The 23,009-nt window shown below is 38.6% G+C and carries 40 protein-coding genes; 36 read left to right on the top strand and 4 right to left on the bottom strand.

Annotation, left to right across the window (positions count from 1 at the left end):
• The 10 genes from comGC to RU87_RS00915 all read left to right on the top strand — a co-directional run bounded on the left by comGC (position 1) and on the right by RU87_RS00915 (position 5,645).
• A complete protein-coding gene (gene comGC / locus RU87_RS00870; protein ID WP_068159581.1) occupies positions 1–336 on the top strand; it encodes a competence type IV pilus major pilin ComGC in 336 nt (111 codons plus the stop codon).
• Entirely contained in the window at positions 278–736 is a 459-nt protein-coding gene (comGD, locus tag RU87_RS09565) for a competence type IV pilus minor pilin ComGD (protein ID WP_143471352.1), read from the top strand. Before comGC ends, comGD begins: the two co-directional genes overlap by 59 nt.
• Positions 708–1,013, top strand: coding sequence for a competence type IV pilus minor pilin ComGE (comGE, locus tag RU87_RS00880; protein ID WP_068159577.1), 306 nt, complete (start codon positions 708–710; stop codon positions 1,011–1,013). Before comGD ends, comGE begins: the two co-directional genes overlap by 29 nt.
• Positions 988–1,431: a competence type IV pilus minor pilin ComGF gene (gene comGF, locus RU87_RS00885; protein WP_068159573.1), complete on the top strand. Its 444-nt coding sequence runs from the start codon at positions 988–990 to the stop codon at positions 1,429–1,431. The genes comGE and comGF overlap by 26 nt, the downstream gene beginning before the upstream one ends.
• Positions 1,432–1,478: 47 nt before the next feature.
• Positions 1,479–1,733, top strand: coding sequence for a competence type IV pilus minor pilin ComGG (gene comGG / locus RU87_RS09595; protein WP_269447759.1), 255 nt, complete (start codon positions 1,479–1,481; stop codon positions 1,731–1,733).
• A gap of 46 nt (positions 1,734–1,779) precedes the next feature.
• Entirely contained in the window at positions 1,780–2,631 is an 852-nt protein-coding gene (gene ispE, locus RU87_RS00895) for a 4-(cytidine 5'-diphospho)-2-C-methyl-D-erythritol kinase (protein ID WP_068159565.1), read from the top strand.
• A gap of 95 nt (positions 2,632–2,726) precedes the next feature.
• Positions 2,727–3,575, top strand: a complete 849-nt coding sequence (locus tag RU87_RS00900) for an aminotransferase class IV (protein WP_068159551.1) — start codon at positions 2,727–2,729, stop codon at positions 3,573–3,575.
• A gap of 69 nt (positions 3,576–3,644) precedes the next feature.
• On the top strand, positions 3,645–4,094 hold the full coding sequence (locus RU87_RS00905) for a zinc-dependent MarR family transcriptional regulator (protein WP_068159548.1): 450 nt from the start codon (positions 3,645–3,647) through the stop codon (positions 4,092–4,094).
• Positions 4,094–4,837: a metal ABC transporter ATP-binding protein gene (locus RU87_RS00910; RefSeq protein WP_068159544.1), complete on the top strand. Its 744-nt coding sequence runs from the start codon at positions 4,094–4,096 to the stop codon at positions 4,835–4,837. Before RU87_RS00905 ends, RU87_RS00910 begins: the two co-directional genes overlap by 1 nt.
• Positions 4,830–5,645, top strand: coding sequence for a metal ABC transporter permease (locus RU87_RS00915; protein WP_068159540.1), 816 nt, complete (start codon positions 4,830–4,832; stop codon positions 5,643–5,645). Before RU87_RS00910 ends, RU87_RS00915 begins: the two co-directional genes overlap by 8 nt.
• Positions 5,646–5,744: 99 nt before the next feature.
• Here the strand turns inward: RU87_RS00915 and RU87_RS00920 are convergent, their stop codons facing one another.
• The 3 genes from RU87_RS00920 to RU87_RS00930 form a co-directional block, all read right to left on the bottom strand.
• Positions 5,745–6,104 carry a DUF1304 domain-containing protein gene (locus RU87_RS00920; RefSeq protein WP_068159537.1) on the bottom strand — a complete coding sequence of 120 codons (360 nt, stop codon included), beginning with the start codon at positions 6,102–6,104 and terminating at the stop codon, positions 5,745–5,747.
• Between the two features lie 61 nt (positions 6,105–6,165).
• Positions 6,166–6,822 carry a nitroreductase family protein gene (locus RU87_RS00925; RefSeq protein ID WP_425268471.1) on the bottom strand — a complete coding sequence of 219 codons (657 nt, stop codon included), beginning with the start codon at positions 6,820–6,822 and terminating at the stop codon, positions 6,166–6,168.
• Positions 6,819–7,226 (bottom strand): MarR family winged helix-turn-helix transcriptional regulator, encoded by a 408-nt coding sequence (locus tag RU87_RS00930; RefSeq protein WP_068159532.1) that lies wholly within the window; start codon positions 7,224–7,226, stop codon positions 6,819–6,821. Before RU87_RS00930 ends, RU87_RS00925 begins: the two co-directional genes overlap by 4 nt.
• Positions 7,227–7,371: 145 nt before the next feature.
• Here RU87_RS00930 and RU87_RS00935 point away from each other — a divergent pair, with 145 nt between their 5' ends.
• The 5 genes from RU87_RS00935 to thrC all read left to right on the top strand — a co-directional run bounded on the left by RU87_RS00935 (position 7,372) and on the right by thrC (position 12,418).
• Positions 7,372–9,519 (top strand): transglycosylase domain-containing protein, encoded by a 2,148-nt coding sequence (locus tag RU87_RS00935; RefSeq protein WP_068159528.1) that lies wholly within the window; start codon positions 7,372–7,374, stop codon positions 9,517–9,519.
• A gap of 211 nt (positions 9,520–9,730) precedes the next feature.
• Complete coding sequence (gene rpmG, locus RU87_RS00940; RefSeq protein ID WP_068159525.1) at positions 9,731–9,880, top strand: 50S ribosomal protein L33; 150 nt, start codon at positions 9,731–9,733, stop codon at positions 9,878–9,880.
• Positions 9,880–10,074 (top strand): preprotein translocase subunit SecE, encoded by a 195-nt coding sequence (secE, locus tag RU87_RS00945; RefSeq protein ID WP_068159524.1) that lies wholly within the window; start codon positions 9,880–9,882, stop codon positions 10,072–10,074. The genes rpmG and secE overlap by 1 nt, the downstream gene beginning before the upstream one ends.
• A 124-nt stretch (positions 10,075–10,198) precedes the next feature.
• A complete protein-coding gene (gene nusG, locus RU87_RS00950) occupies positions 10,199–10,792 on the top strand; it encodes a transcription termination/antitermination protein NusG (protein ID WP_068159522.1) in 594 nt (197 codons plus the stop codon).
• A gap of 114 nt (positions 10,793–10,906) precedes the next feature.
• Positions 10,907–12,418 (top strand): threonine synthase, encoded by a 1,512-nt coding sequence (thrC, locus tag RU87_RS00955; protein ID WP_068159519.1) that lies wholly within the window; start codon positions 10,907–10,909, stop codon positions 12,416–12,418.
• A 75-nt stretch (positions 12,419–12,493) separates the two neighbouring features.
• Here the strand turns inward: thrC and mscL are convergent, their stop codons facing one another.
• On the bottom strand, positions 12,494–12,877 hold the full coding sequence (gene mscL, locus RU87_RS00960) for a large-conductance mechanosensitive channel protein MscL (protein WP_068159517.1): 384 nt from the start codon (positions 12,875–12,877) through the stop codon (positions 12,494–12,496).
• A 226-nt stretch (positions 12,878–13,103) separates the two neighbouring features.
• Between mscL and rpsJ the strand changes: the two genes are divergently transcribed.
• The 21 genes from rpsJ to rplO all read left to right on the top strand — a co-directional run bounded on the left by rpsJ (position 13,104) and on the right by rplO (position 22,859).
• Complete coding sequence (rpsJ, locus tag RU87_RS00965; RefSeq protein WP_003138102.1) at positions 13,104–13,412, top strand: 30S ribosomal protein S10; 309 nt, start codon at positions 13,104–13,106, stop codon at positions 13,410–13,412.
• Positions 13,413–13,425: 13 nt separating this feature from the next.
• Positions 13,426–14,049, top strand: a complete 624-nt coding sequence (rplC, locus tag RU87_RS00970; RefSeq protein WP_068159512.1) for a 50S ribosomal protein L3 — start codon at positions 13,426–13,428, stop codon at positions 14,047–14,049.
• Positions 14,050–14,072: 23 nt separating this feature from the next.
• Positions 14,073–14,699 (top strand): 50S ribosomal protein L4, encoded by a 627-nt coding sequence (gene rplD / locus RU87_RS00975; RefSeq protein ID WP_068159509.1) that lies wholly within the window; start codon positions 14,073–14,075, stop codon positions 14,697–14,699.
• Entirely contained in the window at positions 14,699–14,986 is a 288-nt protein-coding gene (locus tag RU87_RS00980; protein WP_003138097.1) for a 50S ribosomal protein L23, read from the top strand. The genes rplD and RU87_RS00980 overlap by 1 nt, the downstream gene beginning before the upstream one ends.
• Before the next feature lie 14 nt (positions 14,987–15,000).
• Entirely contained in the window at positions 15,001–15,834 is an 834-nt protein-coding gene (gene rplB / locus RU87_RS00985; protein WP_068159506.1) for a 50S ribosomal protein L2, read from the top strand.
• A 139-nt stretch (positions 15,835–15,973) separates the two neighbouring features.
• Positions 15,974–16,252, top strand: coding sequence for a 30S ribosomal protein S19 (gene rpsS / locus RU87_RS00990; RefSeq protein ID WP_003138095.1), 279 nt, complete (start codon positions 15,974–15,976; stop codon positions 16,250–16,252).
• A 19-nt stretch (positions 16,253–16,271) separates the two neighbouring features.
• Positions 16,272–16,616 carry a 50S ribosomal protein L22 gene (gene rplV / locus RU87_RS00995; protein WP_068159503.1) on the top strand — a complete coding sequence of 115 codons (345 nt, stop codon included), beginning with the start codon at positions 16,272–16,274 and terminating at the stop codon, positions 16,614–16,616.
• A gap of 12 nt (positions 16,617–16,628) precedes the next feature.
• Positions 16,629–17,282, top strand: coding sequence for a 30S ribosomal protein S3 (rpsC, locus tag RU87_RS01000; protein ID WP_068159498.1), 654 nt, complete (start codon positions 16,629–16,631; stop codon positions 17,280–17,282).
• Positions 17,282–17,710 carry a 50S ribosomal protein L16 gene (rplP, locus tag RU87_RS01005; protein ID WP_003138092.1) on the top strand — a complete coding sequence of 143 codons (429 nt, stop codon included), beginning with the start codon at positions 17,282–17,284 and terminating at the stop codon, positions 17,708–17,710. The genes rpsC and rplP overlap by 1 nt, the downstream gene beginning before the upstream one ends.
• On the top strand, positions 17,700–17,906 hold the full coding sequence (rpmC, locus tag RU87_RS01010; protein ID WP_068159496.1) for a 50S ribosomal protein L29: 207 nt from the start codon (positions 17,700–17,702) through the stop codon (positions 17,904–17,906). Before rplP ends, rpmC begins: the two co-directional genes overlap by 11 nt.
• Positions 17,907–17,928: 22 nt before the next feature.
• On the top strand, positions 17,929–18,189 hold the full coding sequence (gene rpsQ / locus RU87_RS01015; RefSeq protein WP_003138090.1) for a 30S ribosomal protein S17: 261 nt from the start codon (positions 17,929–17,931) through the stop codon (positions 18,187–18,189).
• 23 nt (positions 18,190–18,212) lie between these two features.
• A complete protein-coding gene (gene rplN / locus RU87_RS01020) occupies positions 18,213–18,581 on the top strand; it encodes a 50S ribosomal protein L14 (protein WP_003138089.1) in 369 nt (122 codons plus the stop codon).
• 72 nt (positions 18,582–18,653) lie between these two features.
• A complete protein-coding gene (rplX, locus tag RU87_RS01025; protein WP_068159492.1) occupies positions 18,654–18,959 on the top strand; it encodes a 50S ribosomal protein L24 in 306 nt (101 codons plus the stop codon).
• Between the two features lie 22 nt (positions 18,960–18,981).
• Positions 18,982–19,524 (top strand): 50S ribosomal protein L5, encoded by a 543-nt coding sequence (gene rplE, locus RU87_RS01030; protein WP_068159491.1) that lies wholly within the window; start codon positions 18,982–18,984, stop codon positions 19,522–19,524.
• Between the two features lie 17 nt (positions 19,525–19,541).
• A complete protein-coding gene (locus tag RU87_RS01035; RefSeq protein ID WP_031366996.1) occupies positions 19,542–19,727 on the top strand; it encodes a type Z 30S ribosomal protein S14 in 186 nt (61 codons plus the stop codon).
• Between the two features lie 238 nt (positions 19,728–19,965).
• A complete protein-coding gene (gene rpsH / locus RU87_RS01040; protein WP_047914738.1) occupies positions 19,966–20,364 on the top strand; it encodes a 30S ribosomal protein S8 in 399 nt (132 codons plus the stop codon).
• A 118-nt stretch (positions 20,365–20,482) separates the two neighbouring features.
• A complete protein-coding gene (gene rplF, locus RU87_RS01045; RefSeq protein ID WP_068159488.1) occupies positions 20,483–21,019 on the top strand; it encodes a 50S ribosomal protein L6 in 537 nt (178 codons plus the stop codon).
• A gap of 200 nt (positions 21,020–21,219) precedes the next feature.
• Positions 21,220–21,567: a 50S ribosomal protein L18 gene (rplR, locus tag RU87_RS01050; protein ID WP_068159485.1), complete on the top strand. Its 348-nt coding sequence runs from the start codon at positions 21,220–21,222 to the stop codon at positions 21,565–21,567.
• A 20-nt stretch (positions 21,568–21,587) separates the two neighbouring features.
• Positions 21,588–22,082 (top strand): 30S ribosomal protein S5, encoded by a 495-nt coding sequence (rpsE, locus tag RU87_RS01055; RefSeq protein WP_068159482.1) that lies wholly within the window; start codon positions 21,588–21,590, stop codon positions 22,080–22,082.
• Between the two features lie 10 nt (positions 22,083–22,092).
• Positions 22,093–22,272, top strand: a complete 180-nt coding sequence (rpmD, locus tag RU87_RS01060; protein ID WP_068159480.1) for a 50S ribosomal protein L30 — start codon at positions 22,093–22,095, stop codon at positions 22,270–22,272.
• Positions 22,273–22,409: 137 nt separating this feature from the next.
• A complete protein-coding gene (gene rplO / locus RU87_RS01065) occupies positions 22,410–22,859 on the top strand; it encodes a 50S ribosomal protein L15 (RefSeq protein WP_068159477.1) in 450 nt (149 codons plus the stop codon).
• Positions 22,860–23,009: the final 150 nt, after the last annotated feature.

Here is a 23,009-nt window from a genome sequence, read left to right on the forward strand (position 1 = left end):
ATGAAGAAAAAGAAGATAAATATAGTTAAAAAAAGGGTTGATTCGTTTACGCTTATTGAAATGTTGCTAGTTCTGATTATTATTAGTGTGCTGATCATGCTTTTTGTCCCCAATTTGTCTAATCAAAAACAGACAGTTAAAGAGACTGGTAATGCAGCAGTAGTTAAAGTTGTAGCAACGCAAGCTGAATTATATAAAATGACCCATTCAGGGAAAGTTTCTTTGACTATATTGCTAAAAAATGGCAATATCACACAAGAACAGGTGGATGCTTATCATGCGTATTATGAAACAGCTAAAAATAAAGGAGAAACGCCAGAGATTCCAACAGACTAGAGGATTTACAGTTTTTGAGTCGTTATTGGTTTTGACAATTACCTGCGCGTTTATCGTCTTGTTTGAGACGAACTTTCGACAAACAGTCCACATCATTCGAGGAGAACTATTTGTGCTTGAGTTTGAAAATAAATTAAGGCACCAACAATCACAGGCGCTTACTAGGGCAGAGGTGAGAAAGATATCTGCCACAAATAATGTCATTAGCCTAAATGGGGAAGTGCTTTTAGTACCCAAAGAAACGATTTTCTCTGATTTTGATATTACCTTTAACCCAAACGGTAATATTCAATCTATTAAACGGGCTAAGATCGTGGTACAACTACCTTATCATGATAATCAAACAATCACATATCAGTTACAGTTAGGAAGTGGTTTATATAAAAAAACGACAAGTTAATGCGTATATTCTGTTAGAAAGTCTCATTACAATGGTTTTGTTAGGTGTCATCACATTCGTTGTGCTAAGAGAAATTTCAGCTAATCGCTTATTACTTTATCGACAAAATAAGGAGATAGAGGAACTTAATGTTGCATTTATGGCTTATGATAGCAAGCAAACAACCTTAAGTGCAAACGGTGTCGTGATTCATTTGGTTAAAACAGATAACCTGCTTACGATTTCAAATGATAGTGAGGAGGTGCTGCGTCTTGAAATACGACAAGAGAAACCTTAAAGCCTTTACTTTATTGGAAACATTGGTAGCACTTTTTGTGATTTCATTATCTGTTTTGGTCATGCAAGGGATGACTAGGATAATTTCACAAGAGCTTGATAGCATCAGAAAATCAGATGACAGAGAGTGGCAAAATTTTTGTAATTTATTGAGACGAGACTTTGAAGGTGCTAAGCTGGATAACGTGCAAGATAATTTTTTGTATCTCATGACAGCTAATGGCGTGCGTCGATACGGTGTCAAAGCAGGTAGTGATGACTTTCGAAAAACTAATGCAGGTGGTCAAGGCTATCATCCGTTGATTTTTGGTATTTCATCTAGTGTTATTTCAGCGCAGCAAAATATCGTAGCAATTCGTTTAATTTTTAGAAAAGGAGATGAGAGACTATTTATCTATGCATTTTCAAGCGCCAAGTAAAAGCTGGGATTCTCCTTTCGGTATTGTCGATTTCGGTCATTTTTAGTTTGATATTAAGTTTTTACTTGACGGCAGTAGTGGACAATCAAAAAAATCTAAATAGCCAAAAATCATTTTTAATTGCACAACTGATGGCAAAGATGACAGTGGGTATGAGTCATGATCAAACAAATGGTAAAATTGTGTTTAACCATGGTCGGGTTGAGTATCAAAAAACAGGAGAAAAGTTGGTGATCAGTGTGTCTTTGACAGATGGCGGGGATTATCGGTTCAAGTTGCCGTTGAGTGAAAAGACTAACTAATCATCAGCCTCTTAACTGTCTTCAGATAATATGATAGAATATTGTTATGGAGATTATAGAAAAAGCACCAGCTAAGATAAATTTGGGTTTGGATGTTAAAGGGAAGCGTGAAGATGGCTATCATGAACTGGATATGATTATGGCAAGCGTCGATTTGTCAGATCGTATCACAGTGAAAGAGATGCCTGACGAGACTGGTATTAGATTACAATCAAATTCTAGTTTTGTACCTTTAAACAAAAAAAACCATGCCTATAAAGCTGCGGTACTCATTAAGCAAACATTTCATATCCAAAAAGGTGTTGAAATCTTTATTGATAAAAAAATACCGATTGCAGCTGGTTTAGCTGGCGGATCTTCTGATGCTGCGGCAACGCTACGTGCTTTGAACAAACTTTGGCAACTTAATTTAAGCCAAGAAGCATTGGCAAAATTAGGTGAACAGATAGGCTCAGACGTCCCCTATTGTGTTTATGGACAGACAGCTCGTGTGACAGGTCGTGGTGAATACGTTAAACCAATCGCAAATGCGAAAAAGCCTTGGGTAATACTTGTTAAGCCTGATTTTGGGGTATCAACACCTGAAATTTTCCGACATGTCAATAGTGAGACGATTAGTCATCCCGATATCAGTAGTTTAGAGGTAGCCGTGATGAATGGCGACATAGACAATGTGTTAACCTATATGGGAAATTCACTAGAGGATGTTACAATTGACAAACACCCTTTGATTTTGAAGATTAAAAATCGGTTATTATCTAGTGGTGCTGATGGCGTTTTGATGAGTGGTAGTGGTCCTACTGTTTTTGCACTTTGCTATCATGAAAAGAAAGCACGTCGTCTCTGTAATAGTATCAAGGGGTTCTGCGACGAAGTTTATTTAGTTCGGATGCTGTAATCAAAAGTTAACTTGAGTCAGCGTATGTTGTGAGAGGTAGCCTACGATAGTAGTGGTTCTTTGGGGTATTTGCTTAAGAAAGATGGAGGCAAAAAATGAAAGATTTAGCATATTATAACGGTAAAATTTCTAGCATATCTGAGATGATGGTCCCTTTTAATGACCGCTCACATTTTTTTGGAGATGGTATTTATGATGCGACAGTTTCCCGAAATGGTATCATTTTTAAGTTAACTGATCATTTAGAACGCTTTTTCTCAAGTATGGCACTTGTTGGGATTAATCCAGACTTTACCATAACGGAGCTTGAGCAGTTGTTGAAAACATTAGTTGGCAAACTAGATGAGGCCGATTACTTTATCTATTTCCAAGTCAGTCGTGGCACAGCACCTAGAGATCACAGTTATTCACCAGATATTATCCCTAACTTATCGATTTATATGAGTCCTTGGCCGATTGATACAGATAAAGATGTACGGTTAAAAGTGATGACCGCCCAAGATAAACGATTTGAGTTTTGTCATATCAAGACCTTAAATCTTTTACCAAACGTCATTGCTTCACAAGAAGCAACTTTAAAAGGTCTAGATGAGGTTGTATTTCACAGGGATCAGCGTGTCACTGAATGCGCGCACAGTAATGTTAGTATATTAGTTAATGGTGTATTTCAAACAGCACCGCTAGATAATTGGATTCTACCTGGAATTGCTAGAAAATATCTATTACTTGCCAGTGAAGCGCTAGGTTTTGGCACTTCTGAGACACCGTTTACGGTTGATGAGATGCTTTTGGCAGATGAGGTGATCATCTCCAGTTCGGCTTCGATATGTATGGTGGTTTCAGAAATTGATGGCAAAGCTGTAGGTGGTAAGGATCCTGAAAGATTGCGTCAACTTCAAGATGCAGTCTATGAAGATTTTTATAAAGAAACGGACAGTCTATAAAGATTATCCGTTTTTCTTGACATTTTTTTAGAGGATGATATACTTAACTGGTAAAGGAAATGTGGTAATATGGACAAAAAGACACAAGAGTTGAGTCAAAGCATTGATTTATTTTTTGCAAAAATCATGCAATTGGCTGAGAACAAACAAGAAATTTTGCTTGGAAAATGCGAATCTGGTGCAGATTTAACCAACACACAAGAGCATATTTTGATGTTACTATTAGCAGGTAAGCTAACAAATGCTAAGATGGCCGAGATGTTAAATGTATCTCCTGCAGCAGTAACAAAAGCACTCAAAAAATTGCGGGAACTGAATTTGATTGTCTCTGAAAAATCTAGGTCAGATGAGCGAGTTGTCCTTTGGTATTTATCAGAAGAAGGTATGCCGATAGCAAAAGAGCATGGTCATCATCATGAGGCAACACTAGCAACGTATTCTGAAGTTATCTCAGAGTTCACAGCACAAGAACAGCAGACGATTATGACATTTTTAAATAAAATGGAGAGGAAGTTTTGATGCCATATATCAAGGTCAAAGATTTAAGTTTTGTATATGACGCAGAACCCGTATTAGCAGGTGTTTCATTTCAGGTTGAAGCAGGTGAATTTGTAACATTAACTGGAGAAAATGGCGCAGCAAAATCCACATTAGTTAAGGCTAGCTTAGGGATTATCAAACCAAAAACTGGTGAGATTGTGATTGCCAAGAAAAATACAAAAGGTAAAAAATTAAGAATATCGTATTTGCCGCAACAAATTGCGAGTTTTAATGCAGGTTTTCCAAGTACAGTAAAGGAATTTGTTACTAGTGGTCGTTTTCCTAGAAATGGGTGGTTTAAACGTGTGACGTCACATGATTTAGAACATGTTGAAAAATCGCTTCGCTCAGTTGGGATGTGGGAACAACGTAACAGACGGATGGGGGCCTTATCTGGTGGTCAAAAACAAAGGGTTGCGATAGCTAGAATGTTTGCTAGCGACCCGGATTTATTCATTTTAGATGAACCTACAACGGGTATGGATGATGTCAGCCGTTCGGAATTTTATAGATTGATGCATCATGCCGCGCATAAACATGGCAAAGCGGTGCTGATGATTACCCATGATGCTGCAGATGTCAAAGCATTCGCGGATCGTAATATTCACCTGGTGCGTAAACAAAATACCCCTTGGCGTTGTTTTAGTGTTCATGAATCATCAGGTGAATTGCTTGATGATCATTTAACTCATATTAAGGATAAGGAGGTGTTAGGTGTTTAGTCTGTTTCAATATGAATTTATGCAACGTGCATTTTTTGCGATTGTTGCAATGGCCTTATTTGCGCCATTATTAGGCGTATTTTTGGTTTTACGTCGTCAAAGTCTCATGAGTGATACTTTGAGTCATGTGTCATTGGCGGGTGTTGCATTCGGTTTATTTATCGGCATTTCCCCTAATCTTTCAACGATTATTATCGTGATTCTAGCAGCCATACTGTTAGAGTATTTAAGAAGACTGTACCGAAACTTTTTAGAAGTTGCGACAGCTATATTGATGAGTTTAGGGCTATCTCTAGCGCTTATATTCTCTAGTGCGGGCAGAGGTAAGGGTGTTAATTTAGATCAATATTTGTTTGGCTCTATTGTAACTGTTTCTTCCACACAAGTTATCTTGCTGGGCATTCTTGCAGGTGTTGTGCTAATCGCATTTATATTATTTATGAGACCAATGTACGTGATGACTTTTGATGAGGATACAGCCTTTGTTGATGGATTGCCAGTGAGGGCGATGTCAATATTGTTTAATATCGTGACAGGGGTCGCAATCGCTTTAATGATTCCAGTTGCAGGTGCCTTATTAGTATCAGCGATTATGGTCATGCCAGCATCTATTGCGATGCGAATTGGTTTGACTTTTAAACAGGTACTTATTTTAGCCGTGGTAATTGGGTTTATCGGCATGTTATCTGGTCTTGTCATTTCTTATGAGAGTGGGGCACCAGCTAGTGCCACAATCACGCTTGTTTTTGTCGCCGTGTTTATTGTCACCTTACTGGGGCAAAAAATGATACAAGTTATAAAAGGTTAAGTAACCTATTTTGAATAGTGGATTATTTAAGTGAAAAAATAAAACGCCCTGGCATCTAATTAAATGCCGGAGCGTTTTATTTGTATAGTAGATAGTGATTTAGAAGCAAGTAGAGACTAATGCGAGTATTGCCAGACCACCCTGTGTTAAGATGATTTTTTTATTACTGGTTAGGCTACCATATAAAGCAACTAAAACGATGTAGATGAGTATCAACCTACTGATTTCAAGTGATGCATTTGCCATAAAAGTGGCGTACAGTAAGCCAATAGCGATCAGGCCGTTATAAACACCTTGATTTTTAAATAGCACAGTCACGCTATCTCTTTTTAATTCTTCTTGAGACAGGTTAAAAACTTTAGCGGTTGTAGCTGAAGGTGTTGCAAAAGTTTCTAAATACATGATATAGAAAAACTCTAGCGCAACTAGGCTGTTTAAGAGTGTTGATATGATGGACATAGGGTCTCCTTATAAAAAAATGCTAGCTTTTTTGCGACAGCAAAAGATGCGTTATGTTTAGTTATTTAAATTCAGTAATCGTTTCTGCTGGCAAGCGCACAGATTGATAACCAGCTTCTGCTGCTTTGCCGATAGAGATGATCATAACAGGGACATAGCGATTTTGATCTAATCCAAATGTCTCTGCTAGCTTATCACTATCAAAACCACCGATAGGGTTAGTGTCATAACCGTGAGCTCTAGCGACTAACATGAATTGCATCGCTGCCAAACTGGTATCAATTTTGACGATATCATTCATTTGTGCTGTGCTTAAAGACTGGTACATCGGCACGATTGAAGCAAGTTGTCGATCTCTCACGTCTTGTGGCATTTTACCCTCTGATACTGCTATATCATATATGGTTTCACCTAATTCGTAGCAGGCTAGATCACCAAAGCATAAGACCATTGCTGCCGATGTATCATTTTGTAAGGCATTAAATTTAACTAAGGGCTTTAATAGCTCTTTTTGCTCAGCACTTTCAACGACCACAAATCGCCATGGCTGAAAGTTGACTGAAGAGGGTGCAGTAGTAGCTTCTTGAATCATGGCTAACATTTCTTCATGCGAAATTTTTACTGTTTCATCATAAGCACGAATTGATTTTCTGCCAAAAGTAATATCTGAAAAGTCATTGTTGATTAATTGATGTGTCATTATTTTCTCTACTTTCATTTAACTAGTTTACCTAACAAGTGAAGTAGTGTCTCTACTTCGTCATGTGTTAAGGGTAAACTTGCTTGTTGGGGAGGCATCTCGCAGTTGGCTTCACAGTCTGTGATTGCTTTATCTGCATCCGCCGTTAAACTAACAAATACCTCGCGGTTGTTGTCTTTATTTCTCTCGCGCGTGACATAGTGTTTACTCTCGAGTACTTTTAAATGTCTGGTGACTGCTGCGCTATCTATGTGTAACTGATTTTGTAATGTTGTTTGGGAACATCTACCATGCGCTTTTAAAAACATCATCAGTTCATAGCGTGTGATGCTAATGCCTGTTTGTCTTTCAAACTTTGTCGTGGTTTCTTGGTTAACCAACTTGATTTGGTAAAACAGTTTACTGAGCTGTCTGATAGTCAAATAATACCTCTTTCTTTTGATTTATCAATAGTTGACTAGTCAATTATAAGCGAAGATGTGTTGATTGTAAACTAATTTGATTTGCGTGATTGCTGCAAAGACCTCGTTTTAAGGTAGAGTTACTAAAATATGCTAAAATAAGATTATGATAGAAAATGAAGAAAAAAAATCAAGTCTCAGTAGATCAGAAAAAAATAGTGATCCGGGATTAGATAGAAAAATAAAAGCTAAGAAACGACAAATCATTCCAGCACCCATCAAAAGGATTTGGAAGAAGTATAACTTAACCAAAATTACGATTGCCTTGGTTCTTTTTGTTGTGCTAGCAACAGCAAGTTACTTGTTGTTTTTGGCTAAAACAGCAGATGTCAAAACGCTGAAACAATCAATGGAAGCACGTACTGAAATTATCGATAAAGATGGTAAGTCAGCAGGTGCTATGTATGGTCAAAAAGGGACGACAGTTAAGTTCGATGATATCTCTGATAATGTCAAACAAGCAGTTATTGCGACAGAAGATAGAACGTTCTATAAAAATAGTGGGATTAATATAAAACGTACCATATTAGCAGTTTTGACCTTAGGTAGATTTGGTGGTGGTTCTACTATCACACAGCAATTGGCGAAAAATGCCTATCTCACACAAAAGCAAACAGTTGATCGAAAAGCTAAAGAACTATTTTTAGCACTTGAAATCAATAAAAAATATGAGAAAAAAGATATCATGACCATGTACTTAAATAACTCGTATTTTGGGAATGGTATTTGGGGGATACAGGATGCTAGTCTTAAGTATTATGGTAAATCTGCTAAAGATTTATCTGTAGAAGAAGCGGCGACGTTGGTCGGTATCTTGAAGTGGCCAGAAGTCTATAATCCTCTTTATAAAAATGGTCAATTTGCTAAAGATCGCAGAAATACTGTGCTACAGAACATGGCAAATACAAAGGTGATCACGCAAGATGTTGCTAATGCTGCGATGCAGGTAGGCATTACTAGTAATCTAAATGATGCTTATGTTGGTAAGGATGATGACTATACCTATCCAAGTTATTTTGATGCGGTCATTCAAGAAGCCATTAATACCTATGGCCTGACAGAACAAGATATTTTAAATAACGGTTACAAAATCTATACCGGTTTAAATCAAAATATGCAAACAGGTATGCAGACAACTTATGCTACTAGTCCTCAGTTTCCAGTTGCAGCAGATGGTGTGAGTGCGCAGTCTGCCTCTGTTGCACTAGATCCGAAAACAGGAGAGGTTGAGGCCTTGATCGGTCGCGTGCCAACAGCGGAACATAATAGTTTTAGGGGCTTTAACTTTGCAACACAATCTGAGCGTAGTCCAGGCTCAACTATTAAACCGTTAATTGTTTATACACCAGCGATTGAAGCAGGTTGGTCAATTAATAAAACAGTCCATGATAAACCTACAGATTATAACGGATGGTCCCCGCTTAATGCAGATCGACAGTGGCATGGCGATATGCCATTGTATCAAGCGCTGGCCAATTCTTATAATATCCCAGCTATTAATACATTTAAGTCAATCGGGATTAAAACTGGCATCGAAAAAGGTAAGCAATTTGGATTGAATTTGACGAGCAAAAATGAAAATTTAACCACTGCTCTAGGTGCAGGTGTTGGGACCAATCCTTGGCAAATGGCCCAAGCTTATGCTACGTTTGCAAATGATGGTATCATGAATGATGCACATTTAATCAAAAAAATTGTGAATGCAAGTGGACAAACAATCGCGACAGCTAAAGTGAAATCAAAACGTGTGATTGATAGTAACACAGCTCAAAAAATGACAAGTATGATGCTTGGCACCTATACAAATGGGACAGGTATTTATGCAGCCCCTTATGGCTACACACTTGCAGGTAAAACAGGTACTAATGAGGATATTGACCAATGGGTGATTGGGTATACACCAGATGTCGTCATGACACTATGGTTAGGATATGAAAATCCCCAAAGTGACTTACACCGTTTAGACGACACCTCAGCTGGTACAGCATCTGCAATATTTAGGACCATGTCGAGCTCGATTCTGCCCTACACAGATAATACGCAATTTAAAGAAAAGAATGCTTACAGTTTAGATGGTATGGAGGCTACAGCTGTTCCGTCAAATGATCCAGCGGTCAATGATGTCGTGGAAGAAGCTAAAAACAAAACGAAAGTAATTACTGATAAAGCTAAAGATTTTAGTGACAAAGCAAGCAAGAGAGTTAAAGAAGTAGGTGGCAGTGTTTGGGATAGAGTCAAATCATTATTTGACTAGTGCCTCAATTTTTGTTAAAATTATAAATTAGAGATAACGGAGATAACGTATGGCATAAAGTACTAAAACTAGTCAGTGACATATGATACATCGTAACTATTGTAAGCGGTATGTAAGGAGTGGTTTGATACGTTAGTATCAGCCATTTAAAAGTAAGGTGTTGTTTGCTTTTCTTTACAACCGTGTCGCTGAATTGCCTAAAGGAGTAGCCATGATAAAAAAAGCAAGCCTAGCTTGTACGGTCTGTGGATCGAGGAACTATTCGATTACTGTTAGTTCTAACGGACGTGATAAACGTCTTGAAGTTAATAAATTCTGCAAGGTTTGTGGAAAATATAGCCTGCACAAGGAGACGAGATAATGTTTAAATTTATCAATTCGATTATTGCTGAAATGCGTCTAGTGACGTGGCCTACACGCTCAGAAGCATTTAAAGATTTTGGTATGGTACTTCAGTATTCTGCTTTCTTTATGGTGTTCATCGTCATCTTTGACTGGTTGGTTAAAAGTGGTGTCACACAAATCGTTAAAATGTTAGTACCAATGGTCAAATAATATGTTATAATAATGGAAACAGGCGATAAGCCTTTTTCTTATACTAAAATAATGCAGTATAAGTCACATAAAATTGCTAACTAAAGTACAAAAAATTAAAACTGTATACATTAAAGGAGAAGAGATGTCAGAAGCATTTGAAGAAAATATTGAGGAAAAAGCAGCTCAAGAACAGACTGTGAATTTCGATCAAGGTTGGTTTGTTATCCAAACTTATTCTGGTTATGAAAACAAAGTTAAAGAAAACTTACTTGAGCGTGCGCAAACCTACAATATGACTGATAATATTTTGCGTATTGAAATCCCGACAGAAACCGTGGATAAAGAAGTTAATGGTAAACGCAAAGAAGTTGAAGAAAATCTATTTCCTGGTTATGTATTAGTTGAGATGAACATGACTGATGAAGCTTGGTTTGTCGTGCGTAACACACCTAATGTAACCGGCTTTGTGGGCTCCCATGGTAACCGATCTAAACCAACACCGTTATTTGAAGAAGAAATTCAAGAAATTCTTCAAGGTATGGGCAAAGTGGTTAGAGAAATTACTTTTGATGTCTATGTTGGCAAACGTGTCAAAATTATAGACGGTGCCTTTTCTGGTTTTGAAGGGCCTATTACTGAAATACAAGGCGATAAACTAAAAGTTATCGTAGACATGTTTGGTCGTGAAACACCGGTTGAGCTTGAGATGCAACAAATTGATGAATTAGATAGCTAATTTATATAGTAAAAATTCACCAAAAAAACCTTCATTTATTATGAAGGCTTTTTTGAAATATTCTGACAGCTATGCTACAATGAGTTAAACGACAAATCAAACATGAGGTGCAAAATGACTTTAATCTACCAATCTACGCGTGATAAAAATAATCAAGTAACGGCTAGTCAAGCTATTCTTCAAGGTTTAGCTACTGATGGGGGACTCTATGTACCTAGTCAAATACCAAGTGTAGCCCTTGATTTTGGTACGCTAAAAAATGCGACCTATCAAGAAGTTGCAACACGCGTATTGTCAGCTTTTTTAGATGACTATACTAAAGAAGAGATTGCCTACTGTGTTGAACAAGCTTACGATGAAAAATTTGATGATGCTGCGATAGCACCAGTAGTGGCATTAGATGGTCAGTATAATTTAGAGCTGTTTCACGGGAATACCATCGCTTTTAAAGATATGGCTTTGTCAATTTTGCCATACTTAATGACAACTGCAGCTAAAAAGCATGGTGTGGATCGTGAAATCGTTATTTTAACGGCCACTTCTGGTGATACAGGAAAAGCTGCTATGGCAGGGTTTGCTAATGTACCAGGTACTAAAATCATTGTGTTTTATCCAAAAGATGGTGTCTCTAAAATTCAAGAGAGACAAATGACGACGCAAGTCGGTGACAATGTCAAGGTTATCGCTATTGATGGTAACTTTGATGAAGCACAAACAAACGTAAAAGCAATGTTCAATGACACATCGCTACGTGAGGAGATGTTTGCACACCACAAACAATTTTCAAGTGCAAACTCTATGAATATCGGACGCTTAGTCCCGCAAATTACTTACTATATATATGCGTATGCGCAACTCGTAAAAAAACAGGTGATTAAAAGTGGCGACAAAATAAATGTATCAGTCCCTACAGGGAATTTTGGTAATATTTTAGCAGCTTATTATGCCAAACAAATTGGCTTACCAATTAGCAAGCTAATCTGTGCCTCGAATGAAAATAATGTATTAACTGATTTCTTCCACACGGGTACCTATGATAAAAATCGTGAGTTCTTTGTGACAAGCTCCCCATCCATGGATATTCTTGTATCGTCAAATCTAGAGCGATTAATTTTTCATTTAACAAATGACGATGATGTGAAGACAGCAAAATTAATGCAAGATTTGCAAACGACTGGTGAGTATGAGATTACCCCAGATATGTTGGCCCAACTAGATGGTTTTTATGCTGATTTTGCTGATGAAACAGAAATTTCGGAGCGGATATTATCAGCATATGAAAAAGACCATTATGTTGAAGATCCACATACAGCCGTAGCGAGTGCAGTTTATCAAAAGTATGTTGCAGCTACTGGTGATGATAAAACACCTACCGTAATTGCGTCAACTGCTAGTCCCTATAAATTTCCCAAAGCAGTGGTTGGTAGTTTAACTGAGCTGACAGGTCAAGAAGATGATTTCGAGTTGGTTGAGAAATTAGCAGACTTATCTAAAGTCACATTACCTAAAGCTGTGTCAGATTTATTTGGTGCACCAGTCTTACATGAAACAGTTGTGGCTTGTGCAGATATGCAATCAGCAGTGGAAACATATTTAGAGTTTGATAAAGATACTAAAGATCTTTAATGAATAATTAATCGAAAATAAAAAAACTTGTTTAGTCAACTAAACAAGTTTTTTGTTTACTATAATAAGTACGATTTATTTTTGTTTTAACAAATCACGAATTTCAAGTAAAGTTTTGTTTTGGATATCCAATGGATCTTCTTGAACAACCTCTTCATCAGCTTTTTTAGTTGAGACAAAAAGTTTGTTAACTGATTTAACTAAAATGAAAACAATAAATGCTGTAATTAAAAAGTTTAATACATCGTTTAGAAAACTACCATAAGCAAAAGTGGCGTTACCTAATTTGAAAGTAAGTTTAGCAAGCGCACCATTTTGGACAAAGATACCAATTAGTGGGTTGATTAGGTTATCAACCAAAGATTTAACGATTGCTGTGAAGGCACCACCGATAATCACACCGACTGCCAAGTCAAGCACATTCCCTCTTAAAATAAATGCTTTAAATTCGTTTAACATTAAAAACCTCCTATATAATATAGGGTCATTATAACATAAAAAATAATAAATGTGAAAAGACTTGCACAACTGTCAATATTTTGGTATGATAGGAAAGTACTGCGTAAAGCGTAGTATGTAGCGATGAAGCGAGAGGTTGTGATACACCCGGATGCGTTGCCACGCATCATGTATTAGTTTTCCCGTGGAGCTAGCCTATTCTAAGAAATAGACGAGAGGAGAAATAATGGCAAACAAAAAAATCCGCATTCGTTTGAAAGCATACGAACATGGTATCCTTGATCAAGCGGCTGAAAAAATCGTAGAAACTGCGAAACGTACTGACGCATCTGTAGCAGGTCCAATCCCACTACCGACTGACCGTTCAGTTTACACTATCATCCGTGCGACTCATAAATACAAAGATTCACGCGAACAATTCGAAATGCGTACACACAAACGCTTGATCGACATCATTAACCCAACACAAAAAACTGTTGATGGCTTGATGAAACTCGATTTACCAAGTGGTGTAAACATCGAAATCAAACTATAAGAAAGGAACTCTAATGACAAAAGGAATCTTAGGGAAAAAAGTGGGAATGACCCAAATTTTCACCGAAACTGGAGAATTAATCCCAGTAACTGTCGTTGAAGCTGCAGCTAACGTTGTACTTCAAGTCAAAACAGTCGCAACAGACGGCTACGAAGCTGTTCAAGTTGGTTTTGATGACAAACGTGAAGTTTTGAGTAACAAACCTGCCAAAGGCCATGTTGCAAAAGCAAACACTGCTCCTAAGCGCTTCATTCGTGAATTCAAGAATATTGAAGGCTTAGAAGTGGGCGCTGAATTGACAGTAGAACAATTTGAAGCTGGAGATGTTGTTGACGTCACTGGTACGACTAAAGGTAAAGGTTTCCAAGGCGTTATCAAACGTTACGGACAATCTCGTGGACCAATGTCTCACGGGTCTCGTTACCACCGTCGTCCAGGGTCAATGGGTCCTGTTGCACCTAACCGTGTATTTAAAAATAAACACCTTGCAGGTCGCATGGGTGGCAACCGCGTAACAGTTCAAAATTTAGTTGTTGTACAAGTTGTCCCAGAAAAAAATGTCATCCTTGTTAAAGGTAACATCCCGGGCGCTAAAAAATCACTTATCACAATTAAATCAGCTGTTAAAGCTAAATAATAAGGGAAGGAGATAAGTTAAAAATGACAAACGTATCATTGTTTAAACAAGACGGAACAAAAGCCGGCGATATCACATTAAACGATGCAGTATTTGGTATTGAACCAAATGAATCTGTAGTCTTTGATGTTATCCTTAGCCAACGTGCTAGCCTTCGTCAAGGTACTCACGCAGTTAAAAACCGTTCAGCAGTACGCGGTGGTGGTAGAAAACCATGGCGTCAAAAAGGAACTGGTCGTGCACGTCAAGGATCTATCCGCTCACCACAATGGCGTGGCGGTGGGGTAGTCTTTGGACCAACACCACGTTCATACGGTTATAAATTACCACAAAAAGTTCGTCAACTTGCATTGAAATCAGTTTACTCTGAAAAAGTTGTTGAAAACAAACTTGTGGCAGTTGATGCGCTCAACTTTGACGCACCAAAAACTGCAGAATTTGTAAAAGTTCTTGAAGCACTTGCGATCGAACGTAAAGTTCTTGTAATCTTCGAAAACGAAGGAAATAAATTCGCTGAATTGTCTGCGCGTAACATTCCAAATGTTCAAGTCACAACTGCTAACTCAGCATCAGTACTTGATATCGTAAATAACGATAAAATTTTGGTGACACAAGCAGCTCTATCTCAAATAGAGGAGGTTCTTGCATAATGTCATTGTACGACGTAATCAAAAAACCAATCATCACTGAAAGCTCTATGCTTGCAATGGATGAAAAGAAATATACCTTCGAAGTTGATGGGCGCGCCCACAAACTTTTAATCAAACAAGCTGTTGAAGCTGCGTTTGAAGGTGTAAAAGTTGCTTCAGTAAACACTGTGAATGTTAAACCTAAAGCTAAACGCGTAGGTAAATACACAGGTTACACAAACAAAGTGAAGAAAGCTATCGTAACCCTGACTGCTGATTCTAAAAACATTGAAATTTTCGGGGAATAAGAAAGGAGTAATCAGTGGGTATTAAAGTATACAAACCGACGACAAACGGTCGCCGTAATATGACAAGCCTTGATTTTGCTGAAATTACGACTAACAAACCTGAGAAATCATTGTTGGTATCACTTAAAAGCAAAGCAGGCCGTAATAACAATGGTCGTATCACAGTTCGTCACCAAGGTGGTGGACACAAACGTCATTACCGTGTGATTGACTTCAAACGTAACCACGATGATGTTGTTGCGAAAGTTGCAACTATCGAGTACGATCCAAACCGTTCAGCTAATATTGCATTAGTTGTTTATGCTGATGGTATTAAAACATACATCCTTGCACCAAAAGGACTTGTAGTTGGTCAAACAATCGTGTCTGGTCCTACAGCAGATATCAAAACTGGTAATGCTTTGCCACTTGCAAACATTCCAGTAGGTACATTAATCCATAACATCGAATTGAAACCTGGTAAAGGTGGACAATTAGTTCGTTCAGCTGGTGCTTCTGCACAAGTACTTGGTCAAGAAGGTAAATACACACTTGTTCGTTTACAATCTGGCGAAGTACGTATGATTTTATCAACTGCTCGCGCGTCAATCGGTGTTGTTGGTAACGGTGAACATAGCCTTGTTAACATCGGTAAAGCTGGTCGTAACCGTTGGAAGGGTATCCGTCCAACAGTTCGTGGATCAGTAATGAACCCGAACGATCACCCACACGGTGGTGGTGAAGGTAAACAACCAGTTGGTCGTAAATCTCCATCTACACCTTGGGGTAAACCAGCACTTGGTCTTAAAACACGTAACAAAAAAGCGAAATCAAACAAACTTATTGTTCGTCGTAAAAACCAAAAATAATTATCCGCCAGCTCCGGCTTAGCACCGGTAGTGGTCAAACAAGCTGTTGAGGTGACTGTTCTGAGTTTAGGAGTTATTGATAATGCCTAAACGCAAAGAGCACAAAACTCAACACACATTAAAGGAGAAACCATAACACATGGGACGCAGTCTTAAAAAAGGGCCTTTCGTCGATGATCATTTGATGAAAAAGGTTGTTGCTCAAGAAGGCAACGAAAAGAAAACAGTAATTAAAACTTGGTCACGTCGTTCTACGATTTTCCCTAACTTCATCGGTTACACGATTGCAGTTTATGATGGTCGTAAACACGTACCAGTTTATATCCAAGAAGACATGGTAGGACACAAATTGGGCGAATTCGCACCAACACGTACATACCGTGGCCACGCAGCAGACGATAAAAAAACACGTCGTTAATTTATAGAGGAGGAAAAAAATGGCAGAAATTACTTCAGCTAAAGCTACTGCTCGTACAGTCCGCGTTTCACCTCGTAAATCACGTCTTGTAATCGACTTGATTCGTGGGAAAAACGTTGCAGATGCTATCGCAACACTTAAATTTACACCAACTAAAGCAGCAAATGAGATTGAAAATGTTTTAAACTCTGCAATCGCAAATGCTGAAAACAACTTTGGTCTTGAAAAAGCAAACCTATTTGTTTCAGAAGCTTTCATCAATGAAGGTCCAACAATGAAACGTTTTCGCCCACGTGCGAAAGGTTCTGCTTCACCAATTAACAAACGCACAAGCCACATCACTGTGGTTGTGACAGAAAAATAAGGAGGTAAAATCGTGGGTCAAAAAGTACATCCTATTGGAATGCGTGTCGGTATTATTCGTGACTGGGACGCAAAATGGTATGCTGAAAAAGAATACGCAAGTTACCTCCATGAGGACCTTGCAATCCGTAAACTTATTCAATCTAAGCTTGCTGATGCATCAGTTTCTACTATTGAAACTGAACGTGCTGTAAATAAAGTAATCGTTACTTTACACACAGCTAAACCAGGTATGGTTATTGGTAAATCAGGCGCTAGTGTTGATGCACTTCGTGCAGAACTAAACGCGATTACTGGTAAACAAGTTCATATCAATATCGTTGAAATTAAAAAACCTGACCTTGATGCTCACCTTGTAGGTGAAGGTATCGCGCGTCAACTTGAGCAACGTGTGGCTTTCCGTCGTGCTCAAAAACAAGCGATCCAACGTACAATGCGTGCTGGTGCTAAAGGTATCAAAACTCAAGTATCAGGTCGTTTAAACGGTGCTGATATCGCCCGTGCTGAAGGATATTCAGAAGGAACTGTGCCATTGCACACACTTCGTGCTGATATCGACTACGCTTGGGAAGAAGCAGATACAACTTATGGTAAATTAGGCGTTAAAGTTTGGATTTATCGTGGTGAAATCTTACCAACTAAAAAATCAGTGAAAGGAGACAAATAATGTTAGTACCTAAACGTGTGAAACACCGCCGCGAATTCCGTGGTAAAATGCGTGGGGAAGCTAAAGGCGGTAAAGAAGTCGCGTTTGGCGAATTTGGTCTCCAAGCAACAACATCTCACTGGATTACAAACCGTCAAATCGAGGCAGCTCGTATTGCGATGACACGTTACATGAAACGTGGTGGTAAAGTTTGGATTAAAATTTTCCCTCACAAATCATATACTGCAAAAGCTATCGGAGTTCGTATGGGTTCTGGTAAAGGGGCACCTGAAGGTTGGGTATCTCCAGTAAAACGTGGTAAAGTAATGTTCGAAATCGCTGGCGTTTCTGAAGAAGTCGCTCGCGAAGCATTGCGTCTTGCATCACATAAACTTCCTGTTAAAACTAAGTTTGTAAAACGTGCTGAGGAGGAAACAAATGAAGCTTAATGAAGTAAAATCACTTTTGACAGAACTTCGTGGTCTTTCAGCTGAAGAACTCGCAACACGCGAACAAGGTTTGAAAAAAGAATTGTTCGATTTGCGTTTCCAAGCGGCTGCTGGTCAGCTTGAGAACACAGCTCGTCTAAACGAAGTTAAGAAAACAATTGCTCGCGTGAAAACAGTTCAACGCGAAGCGAAATAATAGATAGGGAGAAACCTTTAAAATGGAACGTAATCAACGTAAAGTTTATCAAGGCCGCGTGGTTTCTGACAAAATGGATAAAACCATCACAGTTGTCATCGAAACAAAACGTAACCACCCTGTCTATGGTAAACGTATTAACTACTCGAAAAAATTGAAAGCTCACGACGAAAACAACTCAGCTAAAACTGGTGACATCGTTCGCGTGATGGAAACTCGTCCTTTATCAAAAGACAAACGTTTCCGTCTTGTTGAAATCGTTGAAGAAGCAGTCATTATCTAACAATCTAAAAGGAGGAATTTGCTGTGATTCAATCAGAATCTCGTTTGAAAGTTGCTGATAACAGCGGTGCCAAAGAAATTCTTGCAATCAAAGTCCTAGGTGGCTCTGGTCGTAAATTTGCTGGTATCGGTGATGTTATTGTTGCATCTGTAAAATCTGCAGCTCCTGGCGGAGTTGTTAAAAAAGGTGAAGTTGTCAAAGCGGTAATCGTGCGTACTAAATCAGGCGCTCGTCGTACTGACGGTTCATATATCAAGTTTGACGAAAATGCTGCTGTTATCATTAAAGATGACAAAACACCTCGTGGAACACGTATTTTTGGCCCAGTAGCTCGCGAATTACGTGAAGGAAACTTCATGAAAATCGTTTCATTGGCACCAGAAGTACTTTAATTTAAAGACAAACACAGTCCCCTCTTTTTAGAGGGTGTCGCTTGCGACGTAAGAAAATAGGAGAAAATTCAAATGTTTGTAAAAACAGGTGATACTGTAAAAGTCATCGCTGGTAAAAGCCGCGGTGTAACAGGTAAAGTAATTAAAGCTTTACCAAAAGCTAACAAAGTTGTTGTTGAAGGTGCAAATATTATTAAAAAACACCAAAAACCAAACAACGAAAATCCAAACGGTGCGATTCTTGAAATCGAAGCGCCTATCCATGTATCAAACGTACAAGTACTTGATAAAAATGGTGTAGCTGGCCGTGTTGGTTACAAAGTTGAAGGCGACAAAAAAGTGCGTTACAACAAAAAATCTGGCGAAATCCTAGATTAATAGACACGGAAAGGAGAATATAATGACTAATCGTTTGAAAGAAAAATACACTAACGACGTAATCCCAGCGTTGACTGAAAAATTCAACTACACATCTATTATGGCTGTGCCAAAAGTTGATAAAATCGTACTTAACATGGGTGTTGGTGATGCAGTAAACAACTCTAAAAACCTTGATAAAGCAGTTGCAGAATTAGCTTTGATCTCTGGTCAAAAACCATTGATCACTAAAGCTAAGAAATCAATCGCTGGTTTCCGTTTACGTGAAGGCGTTGCAATCGGAGCTAAAGTAACACTTCGTGGCGAACGTATGTACGAATTTCTTGATAAATTGGTATCTGTCTCTCTTCCACGTGTCCGTGACTTCCATGGTGTCTCAAACAAAGCGTTTGATGGCCGCGGGAACTACACGCTAGGTGTGAAAGAACAGTTAATCTTCCCAGAAATTACGTATGATAACGTAGATAAAGTCCGTGGTTTGGATGTTGTTATCGTAACAACTGCTAACACTGACGAAGAATCACGTGAATTGCTTGCTAAACTTGGCATGCCTTTCGCTAAATAATATAGGAGGTAAATATTTTGGCTAAAAAATCAATGATTGCAAAGAACAAGCGTCCTGCTAAGTTCACTACGCAAGCGTACACACGTTGTGAAAAATGTGGACGTCCACACTCAGTCTACCGTAAATTCCAACTTTGCCGTATTTGCTTCCGTGAATTGGCATATAAAGGGCAAATCCCTGGTGTTAAAAAAGCGTCTTGGTAATTTTTTGGCGATATCTGCTGCGTTAATGTACGGCTCACAATCCTAAGATTGCGTCGCCTCCATTGCCTTGCAGCTAATGCCAAAAATACGTTGCTTTTCTTGCAACGGAAGTGCCCTTGCATGGCTTGGGCAGACCTTTGATGTAATATTATAAATCTACTAGCATCAGTTAGTGGAGTCGTTAATGAGTAAGTGATGAGATACTCATCAAACTATTCATAATAGGAGAAAATAAAAAATGGTAATGACAGATCCGATCGCAGATTTCCTTACACGTATTCGTAACGCTAACATGCGTAAATTCGACGTGGTTGAAGCACCTGCATCAAAAATTAAACGCGATATCGCAAACATCCTTAAAGCTGAAGGATACGTTAAAGACGTTGAATTCATCGAAGATGATAAACAAGGAATCATCCGTGTTTTCCTTAAATACGGTAAAGATGGCGAGAAAGTTATCACTAACTTGAAACGTATCTCTAAACCAGGTTTACGTGTTTACGTTAAATCTGGGGAAGTACCAAAAGTTCTTAACGGATTAGGTACTGCTGTGATTTCTACATCTGAAGGTGTTGTCACTGATAAATCAGCTCGCGCTAAAAATATTGGTGGAGAAGTCCTCGCATACGTTTGGTAAAATTAAGTTAAGCCTTGCTTAACCCATTTTAACTAAAAAGGAAATTCGGTAGTCTACTACTGAAACCCGTGAAAACAGTTCGTTTTTAAACGAATTGATAATCTAACAGGAGACAAAAATGTCACGTATTGGTAATAAAATAATTACTATCCCTGCTGGCGTTGAGGTTAAACTTGACGGCAATACAGCGACAGTAAAAGGCCCTAAAGGTGAACTTACACGCGCTTTTTCAAAAAATATTGAAATTAAAGTTGAAGGTTCTGAAATTACTTTGCATCGTCCAAACGATTCAAAAGAAATGAAGACGATTCATGGTACGACACGTGCTAACTTAAACAATATGGTTGTAGGTGTGTCTGAAGGGTTCAAAAAAGAACTTGAAATGCGCGGTGTTGGTTACCGTGCACAACTTGCTGGAAACAAATTAACACTTTCAGTAGGTAAATCACATCCAGATGAGGTTGTTGCACCTGATGGCGTTACTTTTGAAGTGCCATCTAACACACAAATCAACGTACTTGGTTCTAATAAAGAAGTCGTTGGTGAAGTTGCAGCCTACATCCGTGGTCTACGCCCACCAGAACCTTATAAAGGTAAAGGTATTCGCTACGTTGGTGAATTTGTACGACGTAAAGAAGGTAAAACTGGTAAATAATCTTAAGTTTAGATTTAATAGCATCCTGAATTGGTTGCTATGGATCAGATTTATAGATGATACTAGTCATTGTAATCAGATAAGTTAATTTGATTATTTTGAAAAACAAACTTAACATAACCCTTTTGGAGAGAATTTGGAGTCGCAAAGATTCTTGATAGCTACTAAGAGGAACTAGAAAAAATTAAGAGGTAAATATTGTGATTTCTAAACCAGATAAAAATAAAACGCGTCAAAAACGCCATCGTCGCGTACGCGGTAAAATCTCTGGTACTGCAGAGCGCCCACGTTTGAATGTTTTTCGTTCTAATACAAACATCTATGCACAAGTAATTGATGACATAGCAGGTGTAACGCTCGCAAGTGCCTCATCGTTGAAAGAAAACGGTACTAAAACTGAGCAATCTAAAGCAGTTGGTGCAGCAGTAGCAAAAGCAGCAGTAGCTGCTGGTGTTACTGAGGTTATCTTCGACCGTGGTGGATACCTTTACCATGGACGTGTGCAAGCGCTCGCTGAGGCTGCACGTGAAAATGGACTTAAATTCTAAGGAAAGGGGTAGACACTAAAATGGCTAGAAACGAAGAAGTAAAAGAATTCGAAGAACGCGTAGTTGGTATCAACCGTGTTACTAAAGTTGTAAAAGGCGGACGTCGTTTGCGTTTTGCAGCACTTGTTGTAGTTGGTGATCGTAATGGTCGCGTAGGATTTGGTACTGGTAAAGCTCAAGAAGTACCAGAAGCAATCCGTAAAGCTATCGAATCAGCTAAGAAAAACTTGATTACAGTACCAATGGTTGGTACTACTGTACCACATGAAGTTCTTGGAGAATTTGGCGGCGGTAAGATCTTGATCAAACCTGCTGTTGAAGGGGCTGGAGTCGCAGCTGGTGGTGCTGTACGTGCCGTCCTCGAACTTGCTGGTGTAGCTGATGTTACATCTAAATCACTTGGTTCAAATACACCAATCAATGTTGTTCGCGCAACAGTAGATGGTTTGAAACAATTGAAACGTGCTGAAGAAGTTGCTGCATTACGTGGCATTTCTGTAGCAGACTTAGCGTAAGGAGGATATCATGGCTCAAATTAAAATTACTTTGACTAAGTCTCCAATTGGCCGCTTGCCTGCACAACGCGCAACAGTTAAAGCGCTTGGCCTTGGCAAATTGTCAAGCTCAGTCATTAAAGAAGAATCAGCTGCTATCAATGGCATGATTAACAAAATCGCTCATTTGGTAACTGTTGAAAAAGTTTAAGCTTACTTAATCTTTTCAACGAGTTGGTTTACTAAATATAATACATAAGCGAGCCAGACACTTCCGCGTTTTCCCGCGAAAGTGTCTTGGCGTTTAGTTAGGGATACCTTTTATGGTCCCATAATAGGAGAATATAAATGAAATTAAATGAATTAAAAGCTGCTGAAGGTAGCCGTAAAGTTCGCAATCGTGTTGGTCGTGGTACTTCGTCTGGTAATGGTAAAACATCTGGTCGTGGTCAAAAAGGTCAAAAAGCTCGTTCAGGCGGCGGCGTTCGTTTAGGTTTTGAAGGTGGACAAACACCTTTATTCCGTCGTATGCCTAAACGTGGTTTCTTAAATGTTAACCGCAAAGACTACGCAATCGTAAACCTTGACACATTAAACCGTCTTGAAGATGGCGCTACTGTTTCTGCTGAAACTTTGGTTGCTGCTAAAATCATCAAAGATGTTAAATCTGGTGTTAAAGTTCTTGGTAACGGTGAACTTACAGTTAAAAACCTTAAAGTTGATGTAGCAAAAGTTTCTGCTTCTGCAAAAGCTGCTATTGAAGCTAACGGTGGTGCTGTTGTAACTCCTGAAGCATAAAAGTAGATATCAGTCTGATTGGGAAACCTTCAGACTTTTACTGCTTTTCAATCTTCATTTTAATTTTGGTCTAATGAAGAGGCTAACAGACAACTTGTTTTCTAGTTATCATTACTTTAGGCTAAATAGATAATCTTATAAAGGAGTTCT

The sequence above is a fragment of the Pseudolactococcus plantarum genome, from assembly GCF_002441715.1.
GTDB lineage: Bacteria > Bacillota > Bacilli > Lactobacillales > Streptococcaceae > Pseudolactococcus > Pseudolactococcus plantarum.